Source organism: Streptomyces sp. iso_384 (genome assembly GCF_056172905.1).
On the sequence record NZ_JBWBTT010000001.1, the window covers coordinates 1,670,846 to 1,691,680 of the forward strand.

Below are 20,835 nucleotides of genomic sequence, written 5' to 3' on the forward strand. Positions count from 1 at the left end.
GTGAACGACCGACAGGACCCGTACGACCCGTACTACCAAGAGCCGCAGATCATCGGCTACGACGCGTACGGGCAGCCGGTCTACCAGCAGCAGGGGCAACAGGGCCGGCAGCAGTACGACCCGCAGGGCCGGCAGGACCAGGGTTACGACCCCTACGCCGCCCAGCAGGGTCAGGGCCAGGGGCACCAGACCCAGGACGCCGGCTACGGCTACGACGCGTACGGCAACCCCCAGCAGCAGCACCAGAGTTACGACCCCTACGCCGGTCAGCACCCGGGCCAGGCGCCCCAGGCCCCCCAGCCGCAGCACGGCCAGGGCGCCGACCAGGGGTACGGCTACGGCTCCTACACCGACTACGGCTACGGCACCGGGCAGCAGCCCGCCGCGGTCGACACCGGCCAGCACTGGACCATCCCGCAGCAGGGCGCCGCCCCCGCGCCGGAACAGGCCCCGCAGCAGGCTCCCGCACCGCAGCCGGCGCAGCCGCAGCCACCGCAGTCGGCGGAGGCGGAGCCCGCCCTTCCGGGGCAGCGCAAGCCCGCACCCGACTACCGCACCGAGCAGTTCTCGTTCATCGAGGAGCCCGACGAGGACTCCGAAGACGTCATCGACTGGCTGAAGTTCACCGAGAGCCGCAGCGAGCGGCGCGAGGAGGCCCGGCGCAAGGGCCGCAACCGGATGGTCGCCCTGATCGTCGTCGCCGTGCTCGTCGTCGTCGGCGGGGCCGGCTACCTCTGGTCGGCCGACATGATCCCGGGCCTGTCCGGCTCGGACGAGAAGAAGGCCGTGGCCGCCGGCGCCCAGCAACGCGACATGATCGTGGTGCACCTGCACGACACGAAGAAGGGCGGCACCTCGACGGCCCTGCTCGTCGACAACACCACCACCAAGCAGGGCACCACCGTCCTGCTGCCCAACTCCCTCGCGGTCGCGGGCGACGACGGGACCACCACCACGCTCGGCAAGTCCGTCGAGGACGACGGCAGGACCGGCACCCGGGAGTCGATCGACACCCTCCTGGGCACCCGGATCACCGGCACCTGGCGGCTGGACACCCCGTACCTGGAGAACCTCGTCGAGCTGGTGGGCAACATCGAGGTCGACACCGACACCGAGGTGCCCGGCGCGAAGAAGGGCGAATCAGCCCTGGTGAACAAGGGTGAGGGGCAGACGCTCAGCGGTCCGATGGCCGTCGCGTACGCCACGTACCGCGCACCGGGCGAGCCCGAGGCCAAGCAACTGACCCGGTTCGGCGAGGTCATGCGGGCCACCCTGCGCAAGATCTCCGAGGACCCCAAGGCCGCGACCGTCACCATCGAGACGCTGCTCCAGGTCCTCGACCCGTCACTGCCCGAGAAGGACCTCGGCGCCTCGCTCGCCAAGCTGGCCTCCCGGGCCAAGGTCGGCGACTACAAGACGGCCCTGCTGCCGGTCCAGGACGACGGCACACTCACCGAGGCGGACACCCGCGGCGTCGTCAAGGACATCCTCGGCGGCACGGTGAAGGCCCCCGAGGCGGGCGCACCGCTCCGGGTCGCCGTACGCAACGCCACCGGTGACCAGAAGGCCGCGGAGGCCGCCCGGGTCCAGCTGGTCAACGGCGGCTACGCCTTCGTGGACAGCGGCAAGGCCGAGGCCGAGGCGTCGTCCGTGGTGCTCTACCGGTCCGCCGAGGACAAGGCGAAGGCCGTCGAGGTGGCCAAGACCCTGGGTCTCGCCGCGGGCGATGTGAAGAAGGGCGAGCCGGCCGCCAACGCCGATGTGTCCGCGGTCCTCGGCCAGGACTACGAGGTCCGGTAGCCCGCCCGCGGTCACCGGCCGACGCTCCGGCGCCGGCCGGTGACCGCCGCGAAAGCCCGGCCGGAGAAACGCAGTAAGGCGCTGTCGGCGGTCCGTGAGACCCTAGAGGTTGCATCCGACCGCCGACGAAAGCCTGCATGTGACCGCCACGGACCGCTCCATCGAGCTCATCAACGCCGCCGCTCAGGCGGCCGCCGACCGGCTCGCGCACGACATCATCGCCTACGACGTCAGCGACGTACTGTCGATCACCGACGCCTTCCTGCTGGCCTCGGCCCCCAACGACCGCCAGGTCAAGTCGATCGTCGACGAGATCGAGGAGCGGCTCCAGAAGGAGCTCGGCGCCAAGCCGGTGCGCCGTGAGGGCGACCGCGACGCCCGCTGGATCCTCCTCGACTACGTCGACATCGTCATCCACGTCCAGCACAGCGAGGAGCGCGTCTTCTACGCGCTGGAGCGTCTGTGGAAGGACTGCCCGGAGATCGCCCTCCCCGAGGACGCGGTCAAGACCCGTGGCAAGGCCGAGGAGCACGCACAGCTCAACGGCGGCACGGAAGGTGACCAGAGCTGAACGGCAGCAAGAGCGGCAAGGGCCGCAGGATCGTCCTCTGGCGGCACGGCCAGACGGCATGGAACCTGGAGCGCCGCTTCCAGGGCTCCACGGACATCGAGCTCACCGAGGTGGGCGTCGGGCAGGCCCGCCGCGCCGCCCGGCTGCTCGCCTCGCTGAAGCCGGACGCCATCGTGGCCTCCGACCTGCGGCGGGCGGCGGCCACGGCTGCCGAGCTGTCCGCCGTCAGCGGTCTCACCGTCGCCCATGACGCCGCACTCCGTGAGACGTACGCGGGCGCCTGGCAGGGGCTGACCCACCAGGAGATCGTCGAGCGTTTCGGCGAGCAGTACGCGGCATGGAAGCGCGGGGAGCCCGTGCGCCGGGGCGGCGGCGAGCTGGAGACCGAGGTCGCCGACCGGGCGGCCCCGGTCGTCCTGGAGCACGCCGAGAAGCTTCCGGACGACGGCACGCTCGTCGTGGTCAGCCACGGCGGCACGATCAGGACGACGATCGGCCGGCTGCTGGGCCTGGAGGCGCACCACTGGGAAGGGCTCGGCGGACTGTCCAACTGCTGCTGGTCCGTCCTCGGGGAGGGCGCGCGCGGCTGGCGTCTGCTGGAACACAACGCCGGCACGCTCCCGGAGCCGGTGCTCGGCGACGACGACTAGTCGACGGGCGGGCTTGCCGACCGGCCGCCGCCGGGAGGCTGTTGAGAGGCCGTTCGCGGGCCGTCTTCGGGCGGCCCGGGCCGGATTTCACTTTCCGGCAGGTCACAGGCTAAAGTTCTTCTTGTTCGCAGCGCGGAAACGCAGGGAAACACAGCGAACAGCGGGGCTATAGCTCAGTTGGTAGAGCGCCTGCATGGCATGCAGGAGGTCAGGAGTTCAATTCTCCTTAGCTCCACACACGACAGGAAAGCCGGGCACTTCGTGCCCGGCTTTCCTCGTTCTCCCGTCCGGATCACGCAGGTCCTCCGGGAGCGGCGTAGCGCGCTCGCATCTGCTCGCCCGCCGCCGGGCCTGACCGGAACGCGAAACGCGGGTCCGACACGGACAGACCGGTGACGGGGTCGACCGTCACCGGCTCCACCTCGCGGCCGGTATCGGTGTCGACGAGCACCATCGCGCGCTCGGACGGCGCCAGCTGCTCGTTCCGCCACGCGGCCATCGCGACCAGGATCGGCCGCAGCGAGCGGCCGAAGTCGGTGAGCACGTACTCGTGCCGGACCGGTCGCTCCTGGTAGACGCGCTTGGTCAGGATGCCGTTGTCGACCAGCGTCCTGAGCCGTGTGGTGAGCATGCTGGATGACAGGCCGATGTTGGCCTGGAACTGGTCGAAGCGGGTGTATCCGTCGAAGCAGTCGTGCAGGAGCAGGATCGTCCACCACTCCCCGACGTACGACATCGCCGTCGACAGCGGGCACTCCCGGTCCTCGACCCGGACGCGTGCGGGCACTCGAATCCTCCTCCAAACAGCCGGTCGGCCGGTCGGACCGTCGGCGTTCGACGCTCCAACCGCTTACTGCTAATCTAGCAGTCATGATTACTTCGAAAATAGAAGTGACTTTCTCCGGTGCGGAGCACGCCCCGTCGGCGCCCCGGGCGATGGTCACGGGCGGAACCCGGGGCACCGGTGCGGCGGTGGCCCGCCGGCTGGGGGAAGCGGGAATGGACGTCACGGTCGTCGCTCGCACGCCGCGCGGCGATGACGTCGACGGTGATGCCGACGTGCGTTTCGTGCCCGCCGATCTGACCGACCCCGCAGCGGCCGGGGAGGTCGCCCGGCTCGTCCTCGCCGAGGGCGTGCCGGACCTGGTCGTCCACGTCGCGGGCGGGTCGCGGTCACCGTCCGGAGGCTTCGGCGCCCTGGGAGAGGCGGAATGGGCGCAGGAGCTCGACCTGAACCTGCTGTCCGCGGTGCGCCTGGATCGCGAACTGGTCCCGGCGATGGTCGAAAGGGGCCGGGGCGCGATCATCCATGTGGCGTCGATCCAGGCGCGGATGCCGTTGTGGGACGGCACCCTGGCGTACGCGGCGGCCAAAGCGGCCCTGCGTACCTACAGCAAGGGTCTGGCCGGTCAGCTCGCCCCGCACGGCATCCGCGTCAACACCGTCTCTCCGGGCGGCATTCGCACGGAGGGCGCGGACCACCTCGTCGACCGGCTCGCCGAGAGCTTCGACGGCGACCGCGATGCCGCCTGGAACTCGCTCGCCGCCTCCTTGGGCGGCGTGCCGCTGGGGCGCTTCGCCACTCCGGACGAAGTCGCCGGCGTCATCGCGTTCCTGGCGTCGGACGCCGCGGCCGGCATCGTCGGGGCCGAGATCGTCGTCGACGGCGGCACCATCCGCACCATCTGACCACCCGCGACGAGGAGACTCCGATGAACGACGCCTTCACCGCCTACGACCCCGCGGCCCTGCCCGCGCCGGTGCTCGCCTACCTCGACGCGCACGACGAGAACCGCTACGCCGACGTCGCGGCCGTGTTCGCGCCGGACGCGACCGTCCTCGACGACGGGAAGACCTATGAGGGCATCGAGGAGGTCCGTGCCTGGACCGAGAAGTCCTCGACCGAGTTCACCTACACCAGCACCCGCATCGGCCAGCGGATCGCCGACGACCGCCATGTGGTCGTGCGGGTGCGGCTGGACGGGAACTTCCCCGGCGGCGGCACGGTCACCCTCCGCTATCAGTTCGTGCTCGATGCCGGACTCATCGGCAACCTGGCGATCGAGGTCTGAACACCTCGTCCGGCCGGTGCTGGGACCTGTCCTCGGCGGTGATCCCGGCCGTACTCTGCGCGTCCCTTGAGGGCGTTGCAGATCTGGGCGGAGTCCGGTGTCGTGGATGTGCTCGACGCGCAGGACCGGTACGACGCCGCCGTCGACGACCAGGTCCTCGCGCCCTGAGCGCCGGCCTTCCGCCGTCGATCTCCGGACAGGTGGCGGCGAGCGGGCTGACCCCCTTGCGGGGTCATGGCAGAATCGGAACGCCGGAGGGGGCGACGTACCGATCGGGAGGGAGCGCGATGCCTGCGAGTCGCGAACACGTCCCCGACCAGCCTCTTGTCGCCGCCCCGCTCCCCGGCTCCGTGCCGTCCGAAGATCGATCCCGTCTCGGCTGTCCGTCCTGCGGTTCGTCCCATGTGGCCCAGGTTCTGGGTGACAACGGAGGGGTCTCCTACGTGTGCACGGCCTGCGGCCACAGCTGGAGCTGACTGATGGGTGCACACAGGCGTAAGTGCGACTGGTGCGGCAGCGGTACGCCCATCGTCAGGGACATGGACCCGGTCAACGCGGAATACCAGTACTGGTGCGAGGAATGCGCGCAGGCGCTGATCATAAAAGGCGACCCCATCGAGACCTATCGGGAGCTGGAGGGGGAGCCGATCTACGGGCGGCTCCTGGAGGAGCACTGCACCCTCAAGCGCTTCTACTCCTTCGCAACCGCCTGACCTGCGACGGACGATCGGCCACCCAGGACGATTCGGGCATAACGGTGCGGACCGGAAACGATTTGGTGAAGCACCGGGGGGACCGTGTAATGTTCTCGATGTCGCCAAGGGAAACCGGGCGGCACACAACAAGGGGCTATAGCTCAGTTGGTAGAGCGCCTGCATGGCATGCAGGAGGTCAGGAGTTCAATTCTCCTTAGCTCCACGGGATCGACAGTGAAGAAGCGGGCCACCCGGATCGGGTGGCCCGCTTCTTTGTCGTATCGGCTTCGGCCGGGGTCAGTCGCGGCCGCTGCCCAGGGCGCGCCGGCCCGTGGCCGGCAGGGCGGGACGCTGTTCGGCCGGCGGCTGCTCGATACGGAGCGCCAGCGCGGGGCAGCGCCGTACTGCCCGCTGGGCGCGCCCGCGCAGATGCATCGGAACGGCGGCGTCCGCCAGCGCCGGATAGCCGTCCGGGCCCAGCCGGATGAGCTCGGGGACGATGTCCGCGCACAGACCGTGGCCCTGGCAGAGCGTCCAGTCGACCGCGAGCTTCTCGCCGCTCGGAATCGACTCCTCCAGGTCCTGGTAGCCGGGTGCGGGCAGCGGCAGCACCCCGACCGTCTCCCGGCCGCAGCCGCCGTCCAGGACATGTGCGGCGAGGTCGTCCGTGAACGCCGACAGCGTCGAGAGCAGGAACCGCGCGGAACCGTCCGGGTGTTTGCACGCCCCGCGGCCCTTCACGGCCTGGGTGACCTCGCGCAGGGCCTCCAGGGCGGCGGGCCCGCCGCCGTTCAGTACGTCGGAGAGCCCGCCCGCCGCGGCGGGGAGCCCCAGCTTGCACGGACCGCACTGCCCGGCGGTCTCGGCAGCCAGCCAGTTGGCTATCCGGAGGGACTCGCCGAGCGGGCAGGTGTCCGGCCCGATCGGCAGGATGGCGCCCGCACCGAGCGCGCCGCCCACGGTGGCCAGGGACTCGCGAGAGACGACGGCGTTGTGCGAGGAGACCGCGTCGATCCAGTTGCCGTGGTAGCCGCCGGTCAGCACCCCCTGGGGGAGCGGCGGGGCCCCGGCCAGTTGCAGGACGTACCGCAGCGGCACCCCGGTCGGCACCTCGATGACCATGGGCCGGGCCACGGCCCCGGAGACGGTGAGCAGGACGGTGCCCGGTTCGCCAGGCAGCCCGGTGTGCCCGTAGCGGCGGGGGCCGATCCGGGCGGCGACGGCGAGTTGGGCGTACGTCTCCGCGTTCGACAGCAGCGTCGGGGCGCCGCCCACCCCGGTCTCGGCCGCCCGCTCGCGCCGGCCCGGCGGCAGGGCAGGTCCGCCGTTCGCCGCCCGGATCACCGAGGAGGCCTCGCCCGAGACCATGCGCTCCGGGGTGCGGACCACCCGGGCGCGCAACTGCTGGCCGCGCCGGTCGGAGAGGCCGCGTTCGGCGAGTGCCGCCCGTACGGAGATCTCCGTGGAGTTTCGGGTGACGGCGACGACCAAGGTGCGCGCGCCGAGCGCCTCGGCGGCCAGCAGCGCACCGTCCAGGATCAGGTGCGGGGCGCGGTTGAGCAGGACGGTGTCCTTGCGGCAGGCGGGTTCGCCCTCACTGCCGTTGATCACCACGACGGGCCGCACCCCACGCCGGATGGACGCCTTCGCCACCGCCCGCAGCTTCTTGCCGAACGGGAAACCGGCGCCTCCCCTTCCACGCAGGGAGATCGCCTCGGCCAGTTCGGCCAGCCGCTCGCCGGTCATCGGCTCCAGCGGCCCGTGCACCTTGAGGTGCATGGCGAGGTCGAGCCGCTCCACCAGGTCGAATCCGGTGGTCAGTTGCGGCAGTCCGACGACGCGGACCTCGGGCACATCGGGGAGGGGGACGTTCACTATCGGTCTCCTGCGGGTGCGTGCCAGGGTTCGCCGGCCGGGGGCGCGGAGAACGGCCCGGCCTCCGGTTCGGCACGGGGCGCGGCGAAGGGGGAGGGTGGGGTGAAGGGGGCGGTGTTGTGGTCAGGTCCGGCGGCGGGCGGCTCCTGGAAAGTCACTGGGGAGGAGGGCGGCTCGGCGGGAGGCGGGTACGCGGCCGGGGCGGTGCCGTACTCCCAAGGGCCGCCGTGCTCAGGTGCGCCGATCGACGGTGATCCGTGCTCCGGTGTGCCGACCGACGGTGATCCGTGCTCCGGGGTCCCGTACGACGGTGACCTGTGCTCCGAAGCCGCGTACGTCGGTGTCCCGTGCTCCGGAGTGCCGTATTCCGGCGTGCCGTAGGAAGGCGTCGCGTACGTGTGTTCCTGCGGGGTGTACGTGGGTGGCTCCTGCCGGGGCGGGCCGTGCTGGGCCTGTGCGGGGGGCGCGGGGGACGGTGAGGGCCAGCGGCTCTCCGGTGGGAGCGAGGGGCCGCCGCCGAGCGAGACGGCGCGGTATCCGGCCGCTATGCCGGGGCCCGTACCCAGCCGTGGACCCGGTCCTTGGCCCGGCGTCTTCCCCCGCCCCGACAGCTCCGACAGTTCCGTCAGGTCTTCCCGGTCCTCCGGAGGGCCGAAGGCGATGCGGTCGGCGCTGCGGGGCGGGGGCTCGTGCAGCGGCGACCGCGACCCGTACAGCGTCTCCGTCGGCGCCTCGTGCAGCCCGCCGGGGATCGCCGTCGGAGGAGGCCCCGCCGGGGGTATCGGCGCCGACAGGGTGCGCGGGCGCACCGGCGTGCCCCGTAGGTCCCGGTCCGGTTCGCTCCAGGCGGCCGGGTCGGACCACGGCTCCGCGCCGGCCGGCGGGGACTCCCGCAGGACCGGATCGGGGGTGGCCGGGGGGCCTTCGCCCAGCAGTTCGGAGATCCGGCCGGCGATCCGCCGCTTCGTCGGACGCGGCAGCAGGCGCAGACACAGCGCGCCGGCGACTCCGGCGAGGCAGAGGCCGTACATCACGACGACCCAGGTGGCGGGCGCCCGGCCCACGTACAGGCCGTGGACCAGTGCGGCGCACCAGGCCGGATAGGCCAGCGCGTGCAGCGCGCGCCACCGGCCCGCGATGCCGCCGGTGTCCCGGGGCGAGGCCAGCGACTGCCCGAGCCGGGCGGCCTTGGCGGAGGGCTGGGCGAAGGCGCTGCGCAGGGCGCCGGTCGCGGCCGTGACGACCATCAGCAGCCCGGCCAGCGAACCGAAACCGATCAGCCCCGCCGTGCCGGTGACGCCGAGGCCGAAGGGTATGAGGGCGCCGATCAGGGCCACATGCCCGAGGGCCACCTTCACGGTTCCGTGCAGCAGCAGGAAGCCGAGCGAGGCCACGGCGGTGGCCCGGTGGATGCCCTGGCAGACGATCCGCTGACGGGTGGAGAGGAACAGCCGGTCGGTGGCCAACAGGCCCCAGGCGACGGCCGCGCTGAGCGATACCAGCGACAGGACGCCGGTGGTGAAATCCAGGGTGGCGCGCAGCCCGTCGCTCCCCGCGACGGCAAGCAGAGGGACGAAGACCAAGGCGGTGACGGTCAGGCCGCCCTGTACCGGCCGACTCATTCCGGGGTTCATGCCGGTGGATACGCGGATCTTGCGATGAGGGTTCATGGGGGCGACTCCGAATAGTTCGGCAAAGCGGTCCCGTTGCCGCATGCTAGGACGCCCCATACCAACCAGTACGGGCTTTGCTCGGTTGCCCCGAAAGAGGTCGGTACGCGGAGTAACCCCGCTTCCCGGGCGTTCCCGCCGTCCCGTCAGTCGCCCCAGGGCTTCGCGGAAAACTCATGGGAAGCCTGCCGAAAGCACACCGTGCCCCCACAGAAACATCATGTTTCAACTACGGAGAGCGACGAATGGGCGGCGGGATGCCGGCGCACGCGCGCGATGTCCGCACTCCGGTTACTCCCCGCTCCCTTCCGGGCTCGTGCGGTACCCTGACGCCATGCGTGCCGTACGCCTTCTGCTTAGCGAGCCGCGCTGAAGAGTCCCGACCGGTGAGAACGCCTGGTCGGAGTCAGCGCGGCGTCCCCTCCTGTGCGAGGGGATTTTTCGTTTCCCGGCAGATGACGATCGATGGAGCTTTGAGGATCATGAGCGAGACGAATTCCGCAGCCGAGACGGCCGCGCCGCACCGCTACACGGCGGCGATGGCCGCCGACATCGAGGCACGCTGGCAGGACTTCTGGGACGCCGAGGGGACGTACGAGGCGCCGAATCCCACCGGTGATCTGGCGGGCGACCCGGAGCTGGCCGCCAAGCCCAAGAAGTTCATCATGGACATGTTCCCGTATCCCTCGGGTGCGGGCCTGCACGTCGGACACCCGCTGGGCTACATCGCGACCGATGTCTACGCCCGCCACCAGCGGATGACCGGCCACAACGTGCTGCACACCCTGGGCTTCGACGCGTTCGGCCTGCCCGCCGAGCAGTACGCCGTCCAGACCGGCACGCACCCCCGGGTCTCCACCGAGGCCAACATGGAGAACATGAAGGTCCAGCTGCGCCGGCTGGGTCTGGGCCACGACAACCGCCGCTCCTTCGCGACGATCGAGGCCGAGTACTACAAGTGGACGCAGTGGATCTTCCTGCAGATCTTCAACTCCTGGTACGACACCGAGGCCGACCGGGCCCGCCCGATCGCCGAGCTGGTCGAGCAGTTCGAGAGCGGCACCCGCGCCACCCCCGACGGCCGTGAGTGGAGCGCGCTGAGCGCCACCGAGCGCGCCGATCTGCTGAGCCAGTACCGCCTGGCGTACGCCTCCGACGCACCCGTCAACTGGTCGCCCGGCCTGGGCACCGTCCTGGCCAACGAGGAGGTCACCGCCGACGGCCGTTCCGAGCGCGGCAACTTCCCCGTCTTCAAGGCGAAGCTGCGCCAGTGGAACATGCGCATCACCGCCTACGCCGACCGGCTGCTGAACGACCTGGACGGGCTGGACTGGCCCGAGGCCATCAAGCTGCAGCAGCGCAACTGGATCGGCCGCTCCGAGGGCGCCCGGGTCGAGTTCCCGGTGGACACCGCCGGCGGCATCACCGTCTTCACCACCCGCCAGGACACCCTGTTCGGCGCCACCTACATGGTGCTGGCGCCCGAACACGACATGGTCGAGCGGATCATCCCGGCCGCCTGGCCCGAGGGCACCCACCCGGTGTGGACCGGCGGTCACGCGAACCCGGCCGAGGCCGTCACCGCGTACCGCAAGCAGGCCGCCGCCAAGTCCGACGTCGAGCGGCAGGCCGAGGCCAAGGACAAGACCGGCGTCTTCACCGGCGCGTACGCGACCAACCCGGTCAGCGGCGAGAAGGTCCCCGTCTTCATCGCCGACTACGTCCTGATGGGGTACGGCACCGGCGCGATCATGGCCGTACCGGCGCACGACGCACGTGACTTCGCCTTCGCGCGCGCCTTCGAGCTGCCGATGCGCTGTGTCGTCCAGCCGTCGGACGACCGCGGAACCGACCCCTCCACGTGGGACGACGCGTTCAGCTCGTACGACGCGAAGCTGGTCAACTCCGCCAACGACGAGATCTCGCTGAACGGCCTGGGCGTCGTCGAGGCCAAGGCGAGGATCACCGACTGGCTGCAGGAGCACGGCGTCGGCGAGGGCACCGTCAACTTCCGGCTGCGTGACTGGCTGTTCAGCCGCCAGCGCTACTGGGGCGAGCCCTTCCCGATCGTGTACGACGAGGACGGCATCGCCCACCCGCTGCCCGAGTCGATGCTGCCGCTGGAGCTGCCCGAGGTCGAGGACTACTCCCCGCGCACCTTCGACCCGGAGGACGCGACCGCCCAGCCCGAGACCCCGCTGTCGCGCAACGCCGACTGGGTCAACGTCAAGCTGGACCTGGGCGACGGTGCTGGTCTGCGGAGCTACCGCCGCGAGACCAACACCATGCCCAACTGGGCCGGTTCCTGCTGGTACGAGCTGCGCTACCTGGACCCGACCAACGACCGGCAGCTGGTCGACCCGTCGATCGAGCAGTACTGGATGGGCCCGCGCGAGGGTCAGCCCACCGGCGGTGTCGACCTGTACGTCGGCGGCGCCGAGCACGCCGTGCTGCACCTGCTGTACGCGCGTTTCTGGTCCAAGGTGCTGCACGACCTGGGCCACATCTCCTCCGCCGAGCCGTTCCACAAGCTGTACAACCAGGGCATGATCCAGGCCTTCGTCTACCGCGACAGCCGGGGCATCGCCGTTCCCGCCGCCGAGGTGGAGGAGCGCGACGGCGCGTTCTACCACGAGGGCGAGAAGGTCAGCCGCGTCCTGGGCAAGATGGGCAAGTCCCTGAAGAACGCGGTCACGCCGGACGAGATCTGCGCGGAGTACGGCGCGGACACCCTGCGCCTGTACGAGATGGCGATGGGCCCCCTGGACGTGTCGCGCCCCTGGGACACCCGGGCCGTGGTCGGTCAGTACCGGCTGCTGCAGCGGCTGTGGCGCAACGTGGTCGACGAGGAGACCGGCGAGGTCACGGTCGTCGACACGGAGCCCGGCGAGGACACGCTGCGCGCCCTGCACAAGGCGATCGACGGGGTCGGCCAGGACATGGCGGGCATGCGGTTCAACACCGCCATCGCCAAGGTCACCGAGCTGAACAACCACCTGACCAAGGCCGGCGGCCCGCTGTCGCGCTCGGTCGCGGAGCGGCTGGTCCTGCTGGTCGCCCCGCTGGCCCCGCACATCGCGGAGGAGCTGTGGCGGCGGCTGGGCCACACCGAGTCGGTCGTCCACCAGGACTTCCCGGTGGCGGACCCGGCCTACGTCGTGGACGAGACCGTCACCTGCGTCGTCCAGATCAAGGGCAAGGTCCGGGCCCGCCTGGAGATCTCGCCCGCCATCACGGACGAGGAGCTGGAGGCGCTGGCCCTGGCCGACGACGCGGTCGTCGCGGCGCTGGGCGGTGCCGGGATCCGCAAGGTGATCGTGCGTGCGCCGAAGCTGGTGAACATCGTTCCCGCGTAACGGACGTTTGTCGTCCGCCGTCCACCGACGGTCGCGGTGAGCGGTCAGGGCCATCCCCTACGGGCAGGTTGGGGGTTCCGAAGGAACCCTCGGCCTGCCTGTTCCGTTTACGGTGGAAGGGGCGACCGGTACCGGCAGCCGCATCGAGACACCGAGGGGCACTCATGACAGCCGCGATCACGATCCTGGCGCTGCTCTTCGTCGCGTTCGTCGCTTTGGGCGTCTTCGTGACCGTGAAGGCCGTCGGCGCCGCCAAGCGCGGCGTGGACCGCACGATCACCCAGGCCCGTCGCACCGTGGAGGACACCACGCTGCGGGCCAAGAGTTTCGGTCAGCCGGGTGTCGCGGGTGAGCTCGCACAGCTCCGGCTCGCCCTGCGCACCTCGATGCGGGCCACCCAGGACGCACTGCACGCCGGTGTCGCCGAGGACGCCTCACTGGCGGAGTCGGTGGGCCTCTTCCGGCGGCTGAGCGCCCACGGCCTGGAGCTGGACGACGAGCTGAAGAGGCTGGAGCGCGAGCCGGACCGGGCGACGGTCGCCGGCCTGCTGCCCAAGCTGAGGGAGCGCACGCAGCGGATCACGCACTCGGCCGACTCGCTGCGCTGGGCGGCCCGCGACCGGGCGCGGCAGTTCGCCGACGACGACCTGGACGCGCTGAACGCGCAGATCGACATCGAGGCCGGCGCGCTGCGGCACTGGACCGCGGACGAGCCGTCGCAGGCATCCGGCACGACGTCGGGCCACGGCCCCGGGACGGACTGGCCCGAGCCGGCCGCCTCGGCGGGCCCCTCGGCCGGGAACAGCAGCACGGCGGACGAGGCCTGGGCCGGACCGGCCCGCGAGGAGAGCCCGCAGGCCATCACCGCCCCGGACCCCCGGTCGCGCACGACCTACCCCTGGCAGAAGTCGACCCGGCCCGAGACGACGAACTGAGCGCATTCGCCGACTCCCGGCGTACGTACGGCCGTACGAACCGACCGGATACGTTCCGAAGCGACCATGAACGATCAGAGGACCGGGGCCGGGCTGCCGCACTCCCACGACGCCAGGTAACCTCCGGCTCATGTCCCGCCATGTCGCTATCGTCACCGATTCAACGGCCTACCTGCCGCGCCCGACGATGGAACGGCACGGCATCACCGCAGTGCCGCTGACCGTCGTCCTGGGCGATCGGGCGCTGGAGGAGGGCACGGAGATCTCGGCCCGCTCGCTCGCCCTGGCGCTGCAGAAACGCCACTCCGTGACCACGTCCCGCCCCAGCCCCGAGGTCTTCGCCGAGGCCTACCGGGCGGCGGCCGCGGGCGGGGCCGACGCGGTCGTGTCGCTGCATCTGTCGGCGGAATTCTCCGGCACGTACGACGCGGCGCTGCTCGCGGCGAAGGACGCCCCCGTACCGGTGCGCGTGGTGGACACCGGCATGGTCGCCATGGCCCTGGGATTCTGCGCTCTCGCGGCGGCGGAGACCGCCGAGGCGGGCGGCGGCCCGGACGAAGCGGTGACGGCAGCGGAGAAGCGGGCCGCGGGCACCTCGGCGTATTTCTATGTCGACACGCTCGACTATCTGCGCCGGGGCGGCCGCATCGGCACGGCACAGGCCCTGCTGGGATCCGCGCTGGCGGTGAAGCCGATCCTGGAGCTCGACGGGGGGCGGATCGAGATGCTGGAGAAGGTGCGGACGGCGTCCAAGGCCATCGCCCGGCTGGAGGAGATCGTCGCCGACCGGGCGGGCACGGCCCCGGTGGACATCGCCGTTCATCACCTCGCCGCCCCGGAGCGCGCGGAGCGCCTGGCCGAGCGGCTGCGCGAACGCGTGCCCGGTCTGGTCGACCTCCATGTCAGCGAGGTCGGCGCGGTGATCGGGGCGCACACGGGGCCGGGGCTGCTCGGCGCGGTGATCTCGCTGCGGTGAGCTCGTGCGCTGAGCTCACGTGCTGCCGATCTTCACTCCGTGGAGTGGCCGAGTTGTCCACAACTGCTGGGCTGTCCACAGGAATCGGTGCTGCTCAGCGGGTTCTGGCGGATGTGCCTAACGTCGTGAGGCATGACCCTTCGATCTCCTCGGGCATCGGCTCCCGATGCTCTCTCCGCCGCTGTTCCGTCGTCCGTCTCGTCGACTTCGTCCACGCCCACATCCACGCTCACGTCCACGCCCACATCCACGCTCACGCCCACATCCGCGTCTGCGGCCCCGTCGCCGCCTGACCCGTTGTCGGGGCGGAGGCACGTGCGGGTGCGGCCCGGTGCCGGTACGCGGCCGAGCGGACGGGCGGGCGCCGGTCCTGCTGCTCGTTCCGGTGCGCCACGCCATGGTGGGAGGCTGTCCGCGCGGAGGCGTTCCGCTCTTGCCGCGGCGGCCGCGCGTTATCGGGCGGATGCGCTGATGGCGGGCGCTTCCGCGCCGGGGAGTGATGCCGCACCCGCGCCACCCGTACATGAGCCCGCACCTGCGCCCACGCCCGTATCCGTGCCCACACCCGAGACGGTGGGGGAGGCGTCCGGTGGTACGTCGTGGGTGCTCCGTGCCGTGTCGGGCGTTCGGGAGCGGTTGCCTTTGTGGGTGCGGCTCCGGTGCGGGATGGCGCCGCGTACGCCGGTGGTGCTCGGCCTGGTGCTGCTCGCCGCCGTGGCCCTCGCCGCGTTCCACTTCTGGTCCGCACGCCCTGAGACCGTGCGTGCGCCGGAACCGGTCGCGGACGAGGCGGCGGCACCCGCGTTGCCACTGGATCCGTTACGGTCCGGCGCCCCCGATCCTGTCCCTCGTCCGGCCGGTGAGGCGTCGCCCGTCGCGGGCGGGAGCGGGCAGATCGTCGTCGATGTGAGCGGCAAGGTGCACCGGCCCGGCGTCCGTCGGCTTCCGGCGGGCTCGCGGGTGGCGGACGCGCTCGAGGCGGCGGGCGGTGTGCGGGCCGGCACGGATATGACCGGGCTCAATCGGGCGCGGGTCCTGATGGACGGTGAGCAGGTCGTCGTGGGGCTGCCGCCCGGCCCGCCGGTTTTCGGGGCGGCCGGGGGCGGAGGGGCCGGAGGCGCCGGGGGAGATGGGCCGGCCGGTCCCGGGCCCTCGGCGCCGCTGAGCCTGAACACGGCGACCGCCGAGCAGCTCGAAACCCTGCCGGGGGTCGGGCCGGTGCTGGCCCAGCACATGATCGACTACCGCACGGAGAACGGCGGCTTCCGGTCCGTCGACGAACTCCGGCAGGTCAACGGCATCGGCGACCGCCGCTTCGCCGACCTCCAGCCGCTCGTACGGCCATGAGCGGCCACGAGGGCCGGTCCGCCACCCGGGGCGCGGGGGCGGAGGGCACGGGCACCACCGGAGGCGAGGCCGGCTCACCTCGGGAGGGGCCCACGGATCTGCGGCTCGTCCCGCCCGCCCTGGCGGTCTGGGCCGCCGCCGCGGTGACGTTGGGGCTGCCGGGGCGGTGGGTGGCCGCCGTGGCTGGTGCCTGTTCGGTGGTGGCGCTCGTTCTGCTGGTGGCGGCCGCGCGCACCTCCCGGGAGGCGAGGGCAGCCGGACGGCCCCGGGGCGTTGCTGCTGCCGGACGGACCCGGAGTGTCGCCGCCGCTGGGCGGCCTCAGGGCGCTGCCGCTCTCGGACGGACCCGGGTGGTCGCCGCTGTGGGGGCTGTGCTGCTGTGCGCGTCTGCGGGCGCGGCGGTGGCCGGGCTCCATGGGGCCGATGTGCGGCGCGGTCCCGTTCCCGGGCTGGCGCGGGAGTACGCGCGGATCGACGTCGACGTACGGGTGACCTCGGATCCCCGGACGACCCGCCCGGCGGTGCGCGGCAACCACAGCACTCCGGCCCTGCTGTTGATCGACGCCGAAGTCATGGAAGTCAGGGGGGTGCGGATGGCGGGCGGCCCGGGCACCCGGGTCCGTACACCGGTGCTGCTCATGGTCGCGGCGGGCGACCACCGCTCGGAGTGGCAGAAGTTGCTGCCGTCCACCCGGCTCCGGCTAGGTGGCAGGCTCTCGCCTCCCGCGCACGAGGGCGAGCGCCTCGCGGCGGTCCTGCGGGTGGACGACAAGGGGGCTCCCCGGATCATCGGGCCCCCGACGTGGATCCAGCGCACCGCGGGGGAGCTGCGCGCCGGATTGCGGGAGGCGACGGACGGGCTGCACGCGGATGCGCGGGCACTGTTGCCGGGGCTGGTGGTAGGTGACACCTCCAGGGTCCCGTCCGACCTCCACGACGCCTTCAAGGCGACCGATCTGACGCACTTGTTGAGCGTTTCCGGCGCCAATCTATCGATTCTCCTCTTCCTTCTCGTCGGGCCTCCGGGCGCGGCTCTGAGCGCGGAACGGCGCGGCCTGGCTCCTTTGTTGGGGCTTTCGTTGCGGGGGACGGCGTTGATCGGCGGTGCGCTGACGCTCGCCTTCGTCGTCGTGTGCCGTCCGGACCCGAGCGTGCTCCGCGCGGCGGCCTGCGGCCTCATCACGCTCCTCGCGATCGGGACGGGCCGCCGGAGATCCCTGATCCCCGCCCTGGCGGCGGCTGTCGTCCTTCTGGTGCTCTACGACCCCTGGCTCGCCCGGAGTTACGGCTTTCTGCTGTCGGTCCTGGCCACCGGTGCGCTGCTGACGCTAGCGCCGCGCTGGAGCCTCGCCCTGCGGGCGCGGCGGGTGCCGGGCAGGCCGGCCGAGGTGCTGGCCGCGGCGGCGGCCGCGCAGGCCGTGTGCGCACCCGTGGTGGTGGTCCTGGCCTCACGGGTCAGTCTGGTGGCGGTGCCGTGCAATCTGCTGGCGGAGTTCGCGGTGGCGCCGGCGACGGTGCTCGGGTTCGCGGCCCTCGCCGTCGCCCCGGTCGCCCCACCGGTGGCCGGGCTGCTGGCCTGGATCGCGAGCTGGCCGGTCCGGTGGATCGCCACGGTCGCCCGCACGGGGGCGGGCCTGCCCGGGGCGGAGGCGCAGTGGCCCGGAGGGTGGACCGGTGCGGCGCTGCTGGCCGGTCTCACGGTGGCGGTCGTGCTTCTCGCCCCGAGGCTGGCCCGACGCCCCTGGGTCTGCGCGGCCACCGGGCTGCTCCTCGTCCTGGCGGTGCTGCGGCCGGTGCCGCTGACCCGGATCATGACCGGATGGCCGCCGCCCGACTGGGCGTTCGCGGTCTGCGACGTGGGGCAGGGCGATGCGATGGTGCTCGCGGCGGGGGAGGGCGCCGGCGTGGTCGTCGATGCCGGGCCCGACCCTCGCGCGGTCGACCGGTGCCTGCGCGATCTCGCGGTGACCCGGATCCCGCTCGTGGTCCTCACGCACTTCCACGCCGATCATGTGCGTGGGCTGCCGGGCGTGCTCCGGGGCAGGGCGGTGGGCGCGATCCAGACGACGGGCCTTCAGGAGCCGCCGGAGCAGGCCGCGTTCGTGCGGCGGACGGCGGCCGCGGCACGTGTTCCGACAGTGCGGGCCGTGGCCGGTGAACACCGCCGGGCGGGCCCGGTCGACTGGCGGGTCCTCTGGCCGCGCCACGGGCCCGGGGGAGCGGAGGCGGCGGCGGTGCGCGAGCCGAACGACTCCAGCGTCACCCTGCGCGTACGGGCGGCCGGAGGGCTGTCGCTGCTGCTCCTCGGCGACCTCGAACCCCCGGCCCAGCGGGAGTTGCTGCGTGGCTGGGAGGGGGCGGGGCCGGTGGACGTCCTCAAGGTGGCCCACCACGGCTCGGCCTTCCAGGACGCCGGGCTGCTCCACAGTGTACGGCCGAGGCTGGCGCTCATCTCCTGTGGCGCGGACAACCCGTACGGCCACCCCTCGGCCCGCACGGTGGGCGCTCTCAGGGCGGCCGGGGCCCGGGTCCTGCGCACCGACACCGACGGCTCGATCGCGGTGACGGGCACCGGGAAGGAGCTGCGGGCGGTGGGCCGGTCATGACACCGTCGGAACCCGCCCCGCGCCGGTCAGGTCAGCCACTCCCCGGCGAGCATCAGGACGCGGCCGACGATCTCGTTCGACTCGCGCCAGGCGCGCACGGTGTGGGGGGTGATGCGCAGGAACACCCAGACGGGGGCGGGCGGGTTCCATCCGAACTTCGCGACGAAGGCGTCTCTCGTCGCGGTGGGCAGGTCCGTTTCCTCCAGGATCCTCGCGTCGCCCTCGATCAGCACCACATCGCGGGTGGGGCCGAGGGTGATCCGGATCGGGCCGGAGGGAGTCACGTTGACGGCCGTCGGATTGGTCCGCCGGGTGCACATCAGCAGCGTGCCGATGTCGTCCTCCCAGAGGAACGACAGCGGCACCAGGGTGGGCAGGCCGTCCCGGGACGCCGTGGCCACCCACGCGTCCTCGTCCTGTCGCAGGTGGTCCAGGGCGTCCTGCTTGCGCTGTTCGAGGCTGCGCGGGGGATCGTAGTCGGTCATGCCCGACACGCTAGAGGGCGATCACCGCACAGCGCCTCGGGCAAGGGGCCTCGGGCAGGAGTCCTAGGACCGGTGGTCCTCGCGCCGGGAGCGGGCGCAGACCTGGGCCATGACCTCGCAGACACCCACGACGCCCGGTGCCTCCGTCCCGGAACCCGACTGGGGCGACGGCGGCATCACCGACGCCGCCGTCGACGCCTGTCTCACCCGGATCGGCGCGGACCGGCCGGTGCGCGCCGATGGCGAAGCACTTCGCGGTTCACCCGGAACCCGGTGTGCTTCCGGTACACGGAGACCGGGCGGGTGACGCTGAGCGGACGGGCCCTGGCCACGGCGGTCGGCGGGGAGCACCACCGTACGGAACTGGCCACGGACGAAGAAGTGCTCGCCGCCTACCGGGATCACTTCGGGATACGGCTCGCCCGCGTTCCCGGAGTGCGAGCGTATTTCGGACCTTCAGTAACACCTGCGCACAGCTCGGCACACCTCCGTACAAGATCCCCCTAGGCACTCCGTTTGCCTCGAACGCCGCAACAGTGATCGAATGCTTGCTCGTCGGCGGGCCGCTGATCCGACAAAGACGTCCAGCTGTCAGGGCCCCGAAGTGCGATGCGCCCCTGGGGGTACGTGAGAGATGTTCGGGCGTTGGCTGGGAAACAGAGGCCAGGCGGGTGGGCGCGGTGGGGCCCTCGCCGGATTCCAGGTACCCCGTACTGCGGGCGTGCTCAGCTGCCGGGTGCTGGACCCGGTCAACGAACCGGTCCAGCAAGCCGAGTTCGTCGTGACCGACAGCGCGGGTCGCAGGGTGACGGGCGGCGAGACGGACCCCTTCGGCAGCGTTCTCGCCACGGTCCCGGCCGGTGACTACCGGCTGGCGGTCACGGCCGAGGGCTTCACCCCGTTCCACGGGGCGGTGACGGTGACCGAGGGGGCGCACGCCACCCTGGGCGACGTGACCCTCCAGGTGGCGCAGCCCCCGCAGCTGCCCGACCCCGGTGACTGGGACATCGAGCCGAACCACTCGCAGATCGGCTTCACCGCCCGGCACATCGGGCTGGCCCGCATCCACGGCAGGTTCAACACCTTCGCCGGGGCGGTCCGGATCGCCGACCGCATGGAGGACTCCGCCATGCACGTGATCATCGACGCGGCGTCGATCGACACCAACGTGCAGATGCGCGACGACCATCTGCGCTCCGGCGACTTCCTCGACGTCGGCCGCTACCCGACGATGGAGTTCTACAGCGAGCGCTTCGTCCACCGGGGCGGCAGCCGCTGGGGCGTCACCGGCGCGCTGACCCTGCACGGCGTCAGCCGTACCGTGACGCTGGACACCCAGTACCTCGGGATCGGCAGCGGCCTGGAGGGTGAGACGCGTGCCGCCTGCCGGGCCACCACCGAACTGCACCGCGAGGACTTCACCCTCACCTGGCAGACCATGCTGGCGCGCGGGATCGCGGTGGTGGGGCCCAGCATCGTCATCGACCTGGACATCCAGATCGTTCCCAGGGGCTGAGCCAGGCCGGGCGGGGGCGCCGGTCCGGCTACGGCTTCTCCAGCCAGCCTTCGTACTCGGCCGCGAACGCGTCGAGCGCGGCCGGGTCCAGGCGCCCGGTCGCGTCCTCGACGACCACCAGCCACTGGGCGTCCTCGGCGTCGTCCTCGCCGGCCAGCGCGTCCCGTACGAGCTGGGGCTCCTCGGCGACCCCGAAGCGGTCCGCCAGTTCCTCGGCGACCTCCTCCGCGGAGTCGCGGTCGGGCAGCACCAGTACATGTCTCACATCGCTCACCCGGTCA

General features: G+C 71.9%; 20 protein-coding genes and 2 tRNA genes. 17 read left to right on the top strand and 5 right to left on the bottom strand.

The window, feature by feature from the left end; genetic code table 11:
- The 4 genes from AC0VY3_RS07345 (at position 1) to AC0VY3_RS07360 (ending at position 3,256) form a co-directional block, all read left to right on the top strand.
- Positions 1-1,800 (top strand): LCP family protein, encoded by a 1,800-nt coding sequence (locus AC0VY3_RS07345; RefSeq protein WP_103512717.1) that lies wholly within the window; start codon positions 1-3, stop codon positions 1,798-1,800.
- 139 nt (positions 1,801-1,939) lie between these two features.
- The gene (gene rsfS / locus AC0VY3_RS07350; protein WP_006124372.1) at positions 1,940-2,371 is read left to right on the top strand and encodes a ribosome silencing factor; all 432 of its coding nucleotides are present in this window, start codon (positions 1,940-1,942) and stop codon (positions 2,369-2,371) included.
- On the top strand, positions 2,368-3,021 hold the full coding sequence (locus AC0VY3_RS07355; protein WP_086779492.1) for a histidine phosphatase family protein: 654 nt from the start codon (positions 2,368-2,370) through the stop codon (positions 3,019-3,021). The genes rsfS and AC0VY3_RS07355 overlap by 4 nt, the downstream gene beginning before the upstream one ends.
- Before the next feature lie 162 nt (positions 3,022-3,183).
- Positions 3,184-3,256, top strand: a tRNA-Ala gene (locus AC0VY3_RS07360).
- A 57-nt stretch (positions 3,257-3,313) separates the two neighbouring features.
- On the opposite strand, the gene AC0VY3_RS07365 is transcribed toward AC0VY3_RS07360, so the two are convergent.
- Positions 3,314-3,808 carry a winged helix-turn-helix transcriptional regulator gene (locus AC0VY3_RS07365; RefSeq protein WP_103512716.1) on the bottom strand — a complete coding sequence of 165 codons (495 nt, stop codon included), beginning with the start codon at positions 3,806-3,808 and terminating at the stop codon, positions 3,314-3,316.
- A gap of 149 nt (positions 3,809-3,957) precedes the next feature.
- On the opposite strand from AC0VY3_RS07365, the gene AC0VY3_RS07370 reads away from it, so the two are divergent.
- The 5 genes from AC0VY3_RS07370 (at position 3,958) to AC0VY3_RS07390 (ending at position 6,011) form a co-directional block, all read left to right on the top strand.
- Complete coding sequence (locus tag AC0VY3_RS07370; RefSeq protein ID WP_103512715.1) at positions 3,958-4,710, top strand: SDR family oxidoreductase; 753 nt, start codon at positions 3,958-3,960, stop codon at positions 4,708-4,710.
- 23 nt (positions 4,711-4,733) lie between these two features.
- Positions 4,734-5,093: a nuclear transport factor 2 family protein gene (locus AC0VY3_RS07375; protein WP_103512714.1), complete on the top strand. Its 360-nt coding sequence runs from the start codon at positions 4,734-4,736 to the stop codon at positions 5,091-5,093.
- 287 nt (positions 5,094-5,380) lie between these two features.
- Positions 5,381-5,569: a hypothetical protein gene (locus AC0VY3_RS07380; protein ID WP_078566424.1), complete on the top strand. Its 189-nt coding sequence runs from the start codon at positions 5,381-5,383 to the stop codon at positions 5,567-5,569.
- A 3-nt stretch (positions 5,570-5,572) separates the two neighbouring features.
- Positions 5,573-5,806 carry a hypothetical protein gene (locus AC0VY3_RS07385; RefSeq protein ID WP_030585393.1) on the top strand — a complete coding sequence of 78 codons (234 nt, stop codon included), beginning with the start codon at positions 5,573-5,575 and terminating at the stop codon, positions 5,804-5,806.
- Between the two features lie 132 nt (positions 5,807-5,938).
- A tRNA-Ala gene (locus AC0VY3_RS07390) sits at positions 5,939-6,011 on the top strand.
- A gap of 74 nt (positions 6,012-6,085) precedes the next feature.
- On the opposite strand, the gene AC0VY3_RS07395 is transcribed toward AC0VY3_RS07390, so the two are convergent.
- Both AC0VY3_RS07395 and AC0VY3_RS07400 read right to left on the bottom strand, forming a co-directional pair.
- Positions 6,086-7,663, bottom strand: a complete 1,578-nt coding sequence (locus tag AC0VY3_RS07395) for an NADH-quinone oxidoreductase subunit NuoF family protein (RefSeq protein WP_030077862.1) — start codon at positions 7,661-7,663, stop codon at positions 6,086-6,088.
- On the bottom strand, positions 7,663-9,285 hold the full coding sequence (locus AC0VY3_RS07400) for a ferric reductase-like transmembrane domain-containing protein (RefSeq protein WP_475549243.1): 1,623 nt from the start codon (positions 9,283-9,285) through the stop codon (positions 7,663-7,665). Before AC0VY3_RS07400 ends, AC0VY3_RS07395 begins: the two co-directional genes overlap by 1 nt.
- 530 nt (positions 9,286-9,815) lie before the next feature.
- On the opposite strand from AC0VY3_RS07400, the gene leuS reads away from it, so the two are divergent.
- The 6 genes from leuS to AC0VY3_RS07430 all read left to right on the top strand — a co-directional run bounded on the left by leuS (position 9,816) and on the right by AC0VY3_RS07430 (position 18,553).
- The gene (gene leuS / locus AC0VY3_RS07405; RefSeq protein ID WP_475549244.1) at positions 9,816-12,689 is read left to right on the top strand and encodes a leucine--tRNA ligase; all 2,874 of its coding nucleotides are present in this window, start codon (positions 9,816-9,818) and stop codon (positions 12,687-12,689) included.
- Positions 12,690-12,853: 164 nt separating this feature from the next.
- Positions 12,854-13,624 (top strand): hypothetical protein, encoded by a 771-nt coding sequence (locus tag AC0VY3_RS07410; protein WP_030077869.1) that lies wholly within the window; start codon positions 12,854-12,856, stop codon positions 13,622-13,624.
- A 130-nt stretch (positions 13,625-13,754) separates the two neighbouring features.
- Positions 13,755-14,600, top strand: a complete 846-nt coding sequence (locus AC0VY3_RS07415) for a DegV family protein (protein ID WP_103512711.1) — start codon at positions 13,755-13,757, stop codon at positions 14,598-14,600.
- Between the two features lie 125 nt (positions 14,601-14,725).
- On the top strand, positions 14,726-14,893 hold the full coding sequence (locus tag AC0VY3_RS07420) for a hypothetical protein (RefSeq protein WP_475549245.1): 168 nt from the start codon (positions 14,726-14,728) through the stop codon (positions 14,891-14,893).
- Positions 14,894-15,266: 373 nt separating this feature from the next.
- The gene (locus AC0VY3_RS07425) at positions 15,267-15,947 is read left to right on the top strand and encodes a ComEA family DNA-binding protein (protein ID WP_475549246.1); all 681 of its coding nucleotides are present in this window, start codon (positions 15,267-15,269) and stop codon (positions 15,945-15,947) included.
- A complete protein-coding gene (locus tag AC0VY3_RS07430) occupies positions 15,944-18,553 on the top strand; it encodes a ComEC/Rec2 family competence protein (protein WP_475549247.1) in 2,610 nt (869 codons plus the stop codon). Before AC0VY3_RS07425 ends, AC0VY3_RS07430 begins: the two co-directional genes overlap by 4 nt.
- A 26-nt stretch (positions 18,554-18,579) precedes the next feature.
- Here the strand turns inward: AC0VY3_RS07430 and AC0VY3_RS07435 are convergent, their stop codons facing one another.
- The gene (locus tag AC0VY3_RS07435; RefSeq protein ID WP_103510158.1) at positions 18,580-19,038 is read right to left on the bottom strand and encodes a pyridoxamine 5'-phosphate oxidase family protein; all 459 of its coding nucleotides are present in this window, start codon (positions 19,036-19,038) and stop codon (positions 18,580-18,582) included.
- A 72-nt stretch (positions 19,039-19,110) separates the two neighbouring features.
- Here AC0VY3_RS07435 and AC0VY3_RS07440 point away from each other — a divergent pair, with 72 nt between their 5' ends.
- Together AC0VY3_RS07440 and AC0VY3_RS07445 are read left to right on the top strand one after the other, a co-directional pair.
- Positions 19,111-19,545, top strand: a complete 435-nt coding sequence (locus AC0VY3_RS07440) for an arylamine N-acetyltransferase (protein ID WP_475549248.1) — start codon at positions 19,111-19,113, stop codon at positions 19,543-19,545.
- A 127-nt stretch (positions 19,546-19,672) separates the two neighbouring features.
- Positions 19,673-20,554, top strand: coding sequence for a YceI family protein (locus tag AC0VY3_RS07445; protein ID WP_103510157.1), 882 nt, complete (start codon positions 19,673-19,675; stop codon positions 20,552-20,554).
- Positions 20,555-20,582: 28 nt separating this feature from the next.
- Here the strand turns inward: AC0VY3_RS07445 and AC0VY3_RS07450 are convergent, their stop codons facing one another.
- Positions 20,583-20,828: a hypothetical protein gene (locus AC0VY3_RS07450; RefSeq protein ID WP_103510156.1), complete on the bottom strand. Its 246-nt coding sequence runs from the start codon at positions 20,826-20,828 to the stop codon at positions 20,583-20,585.
- Positions 20,829-20,835: the final 7 nt, after the last annotated feature.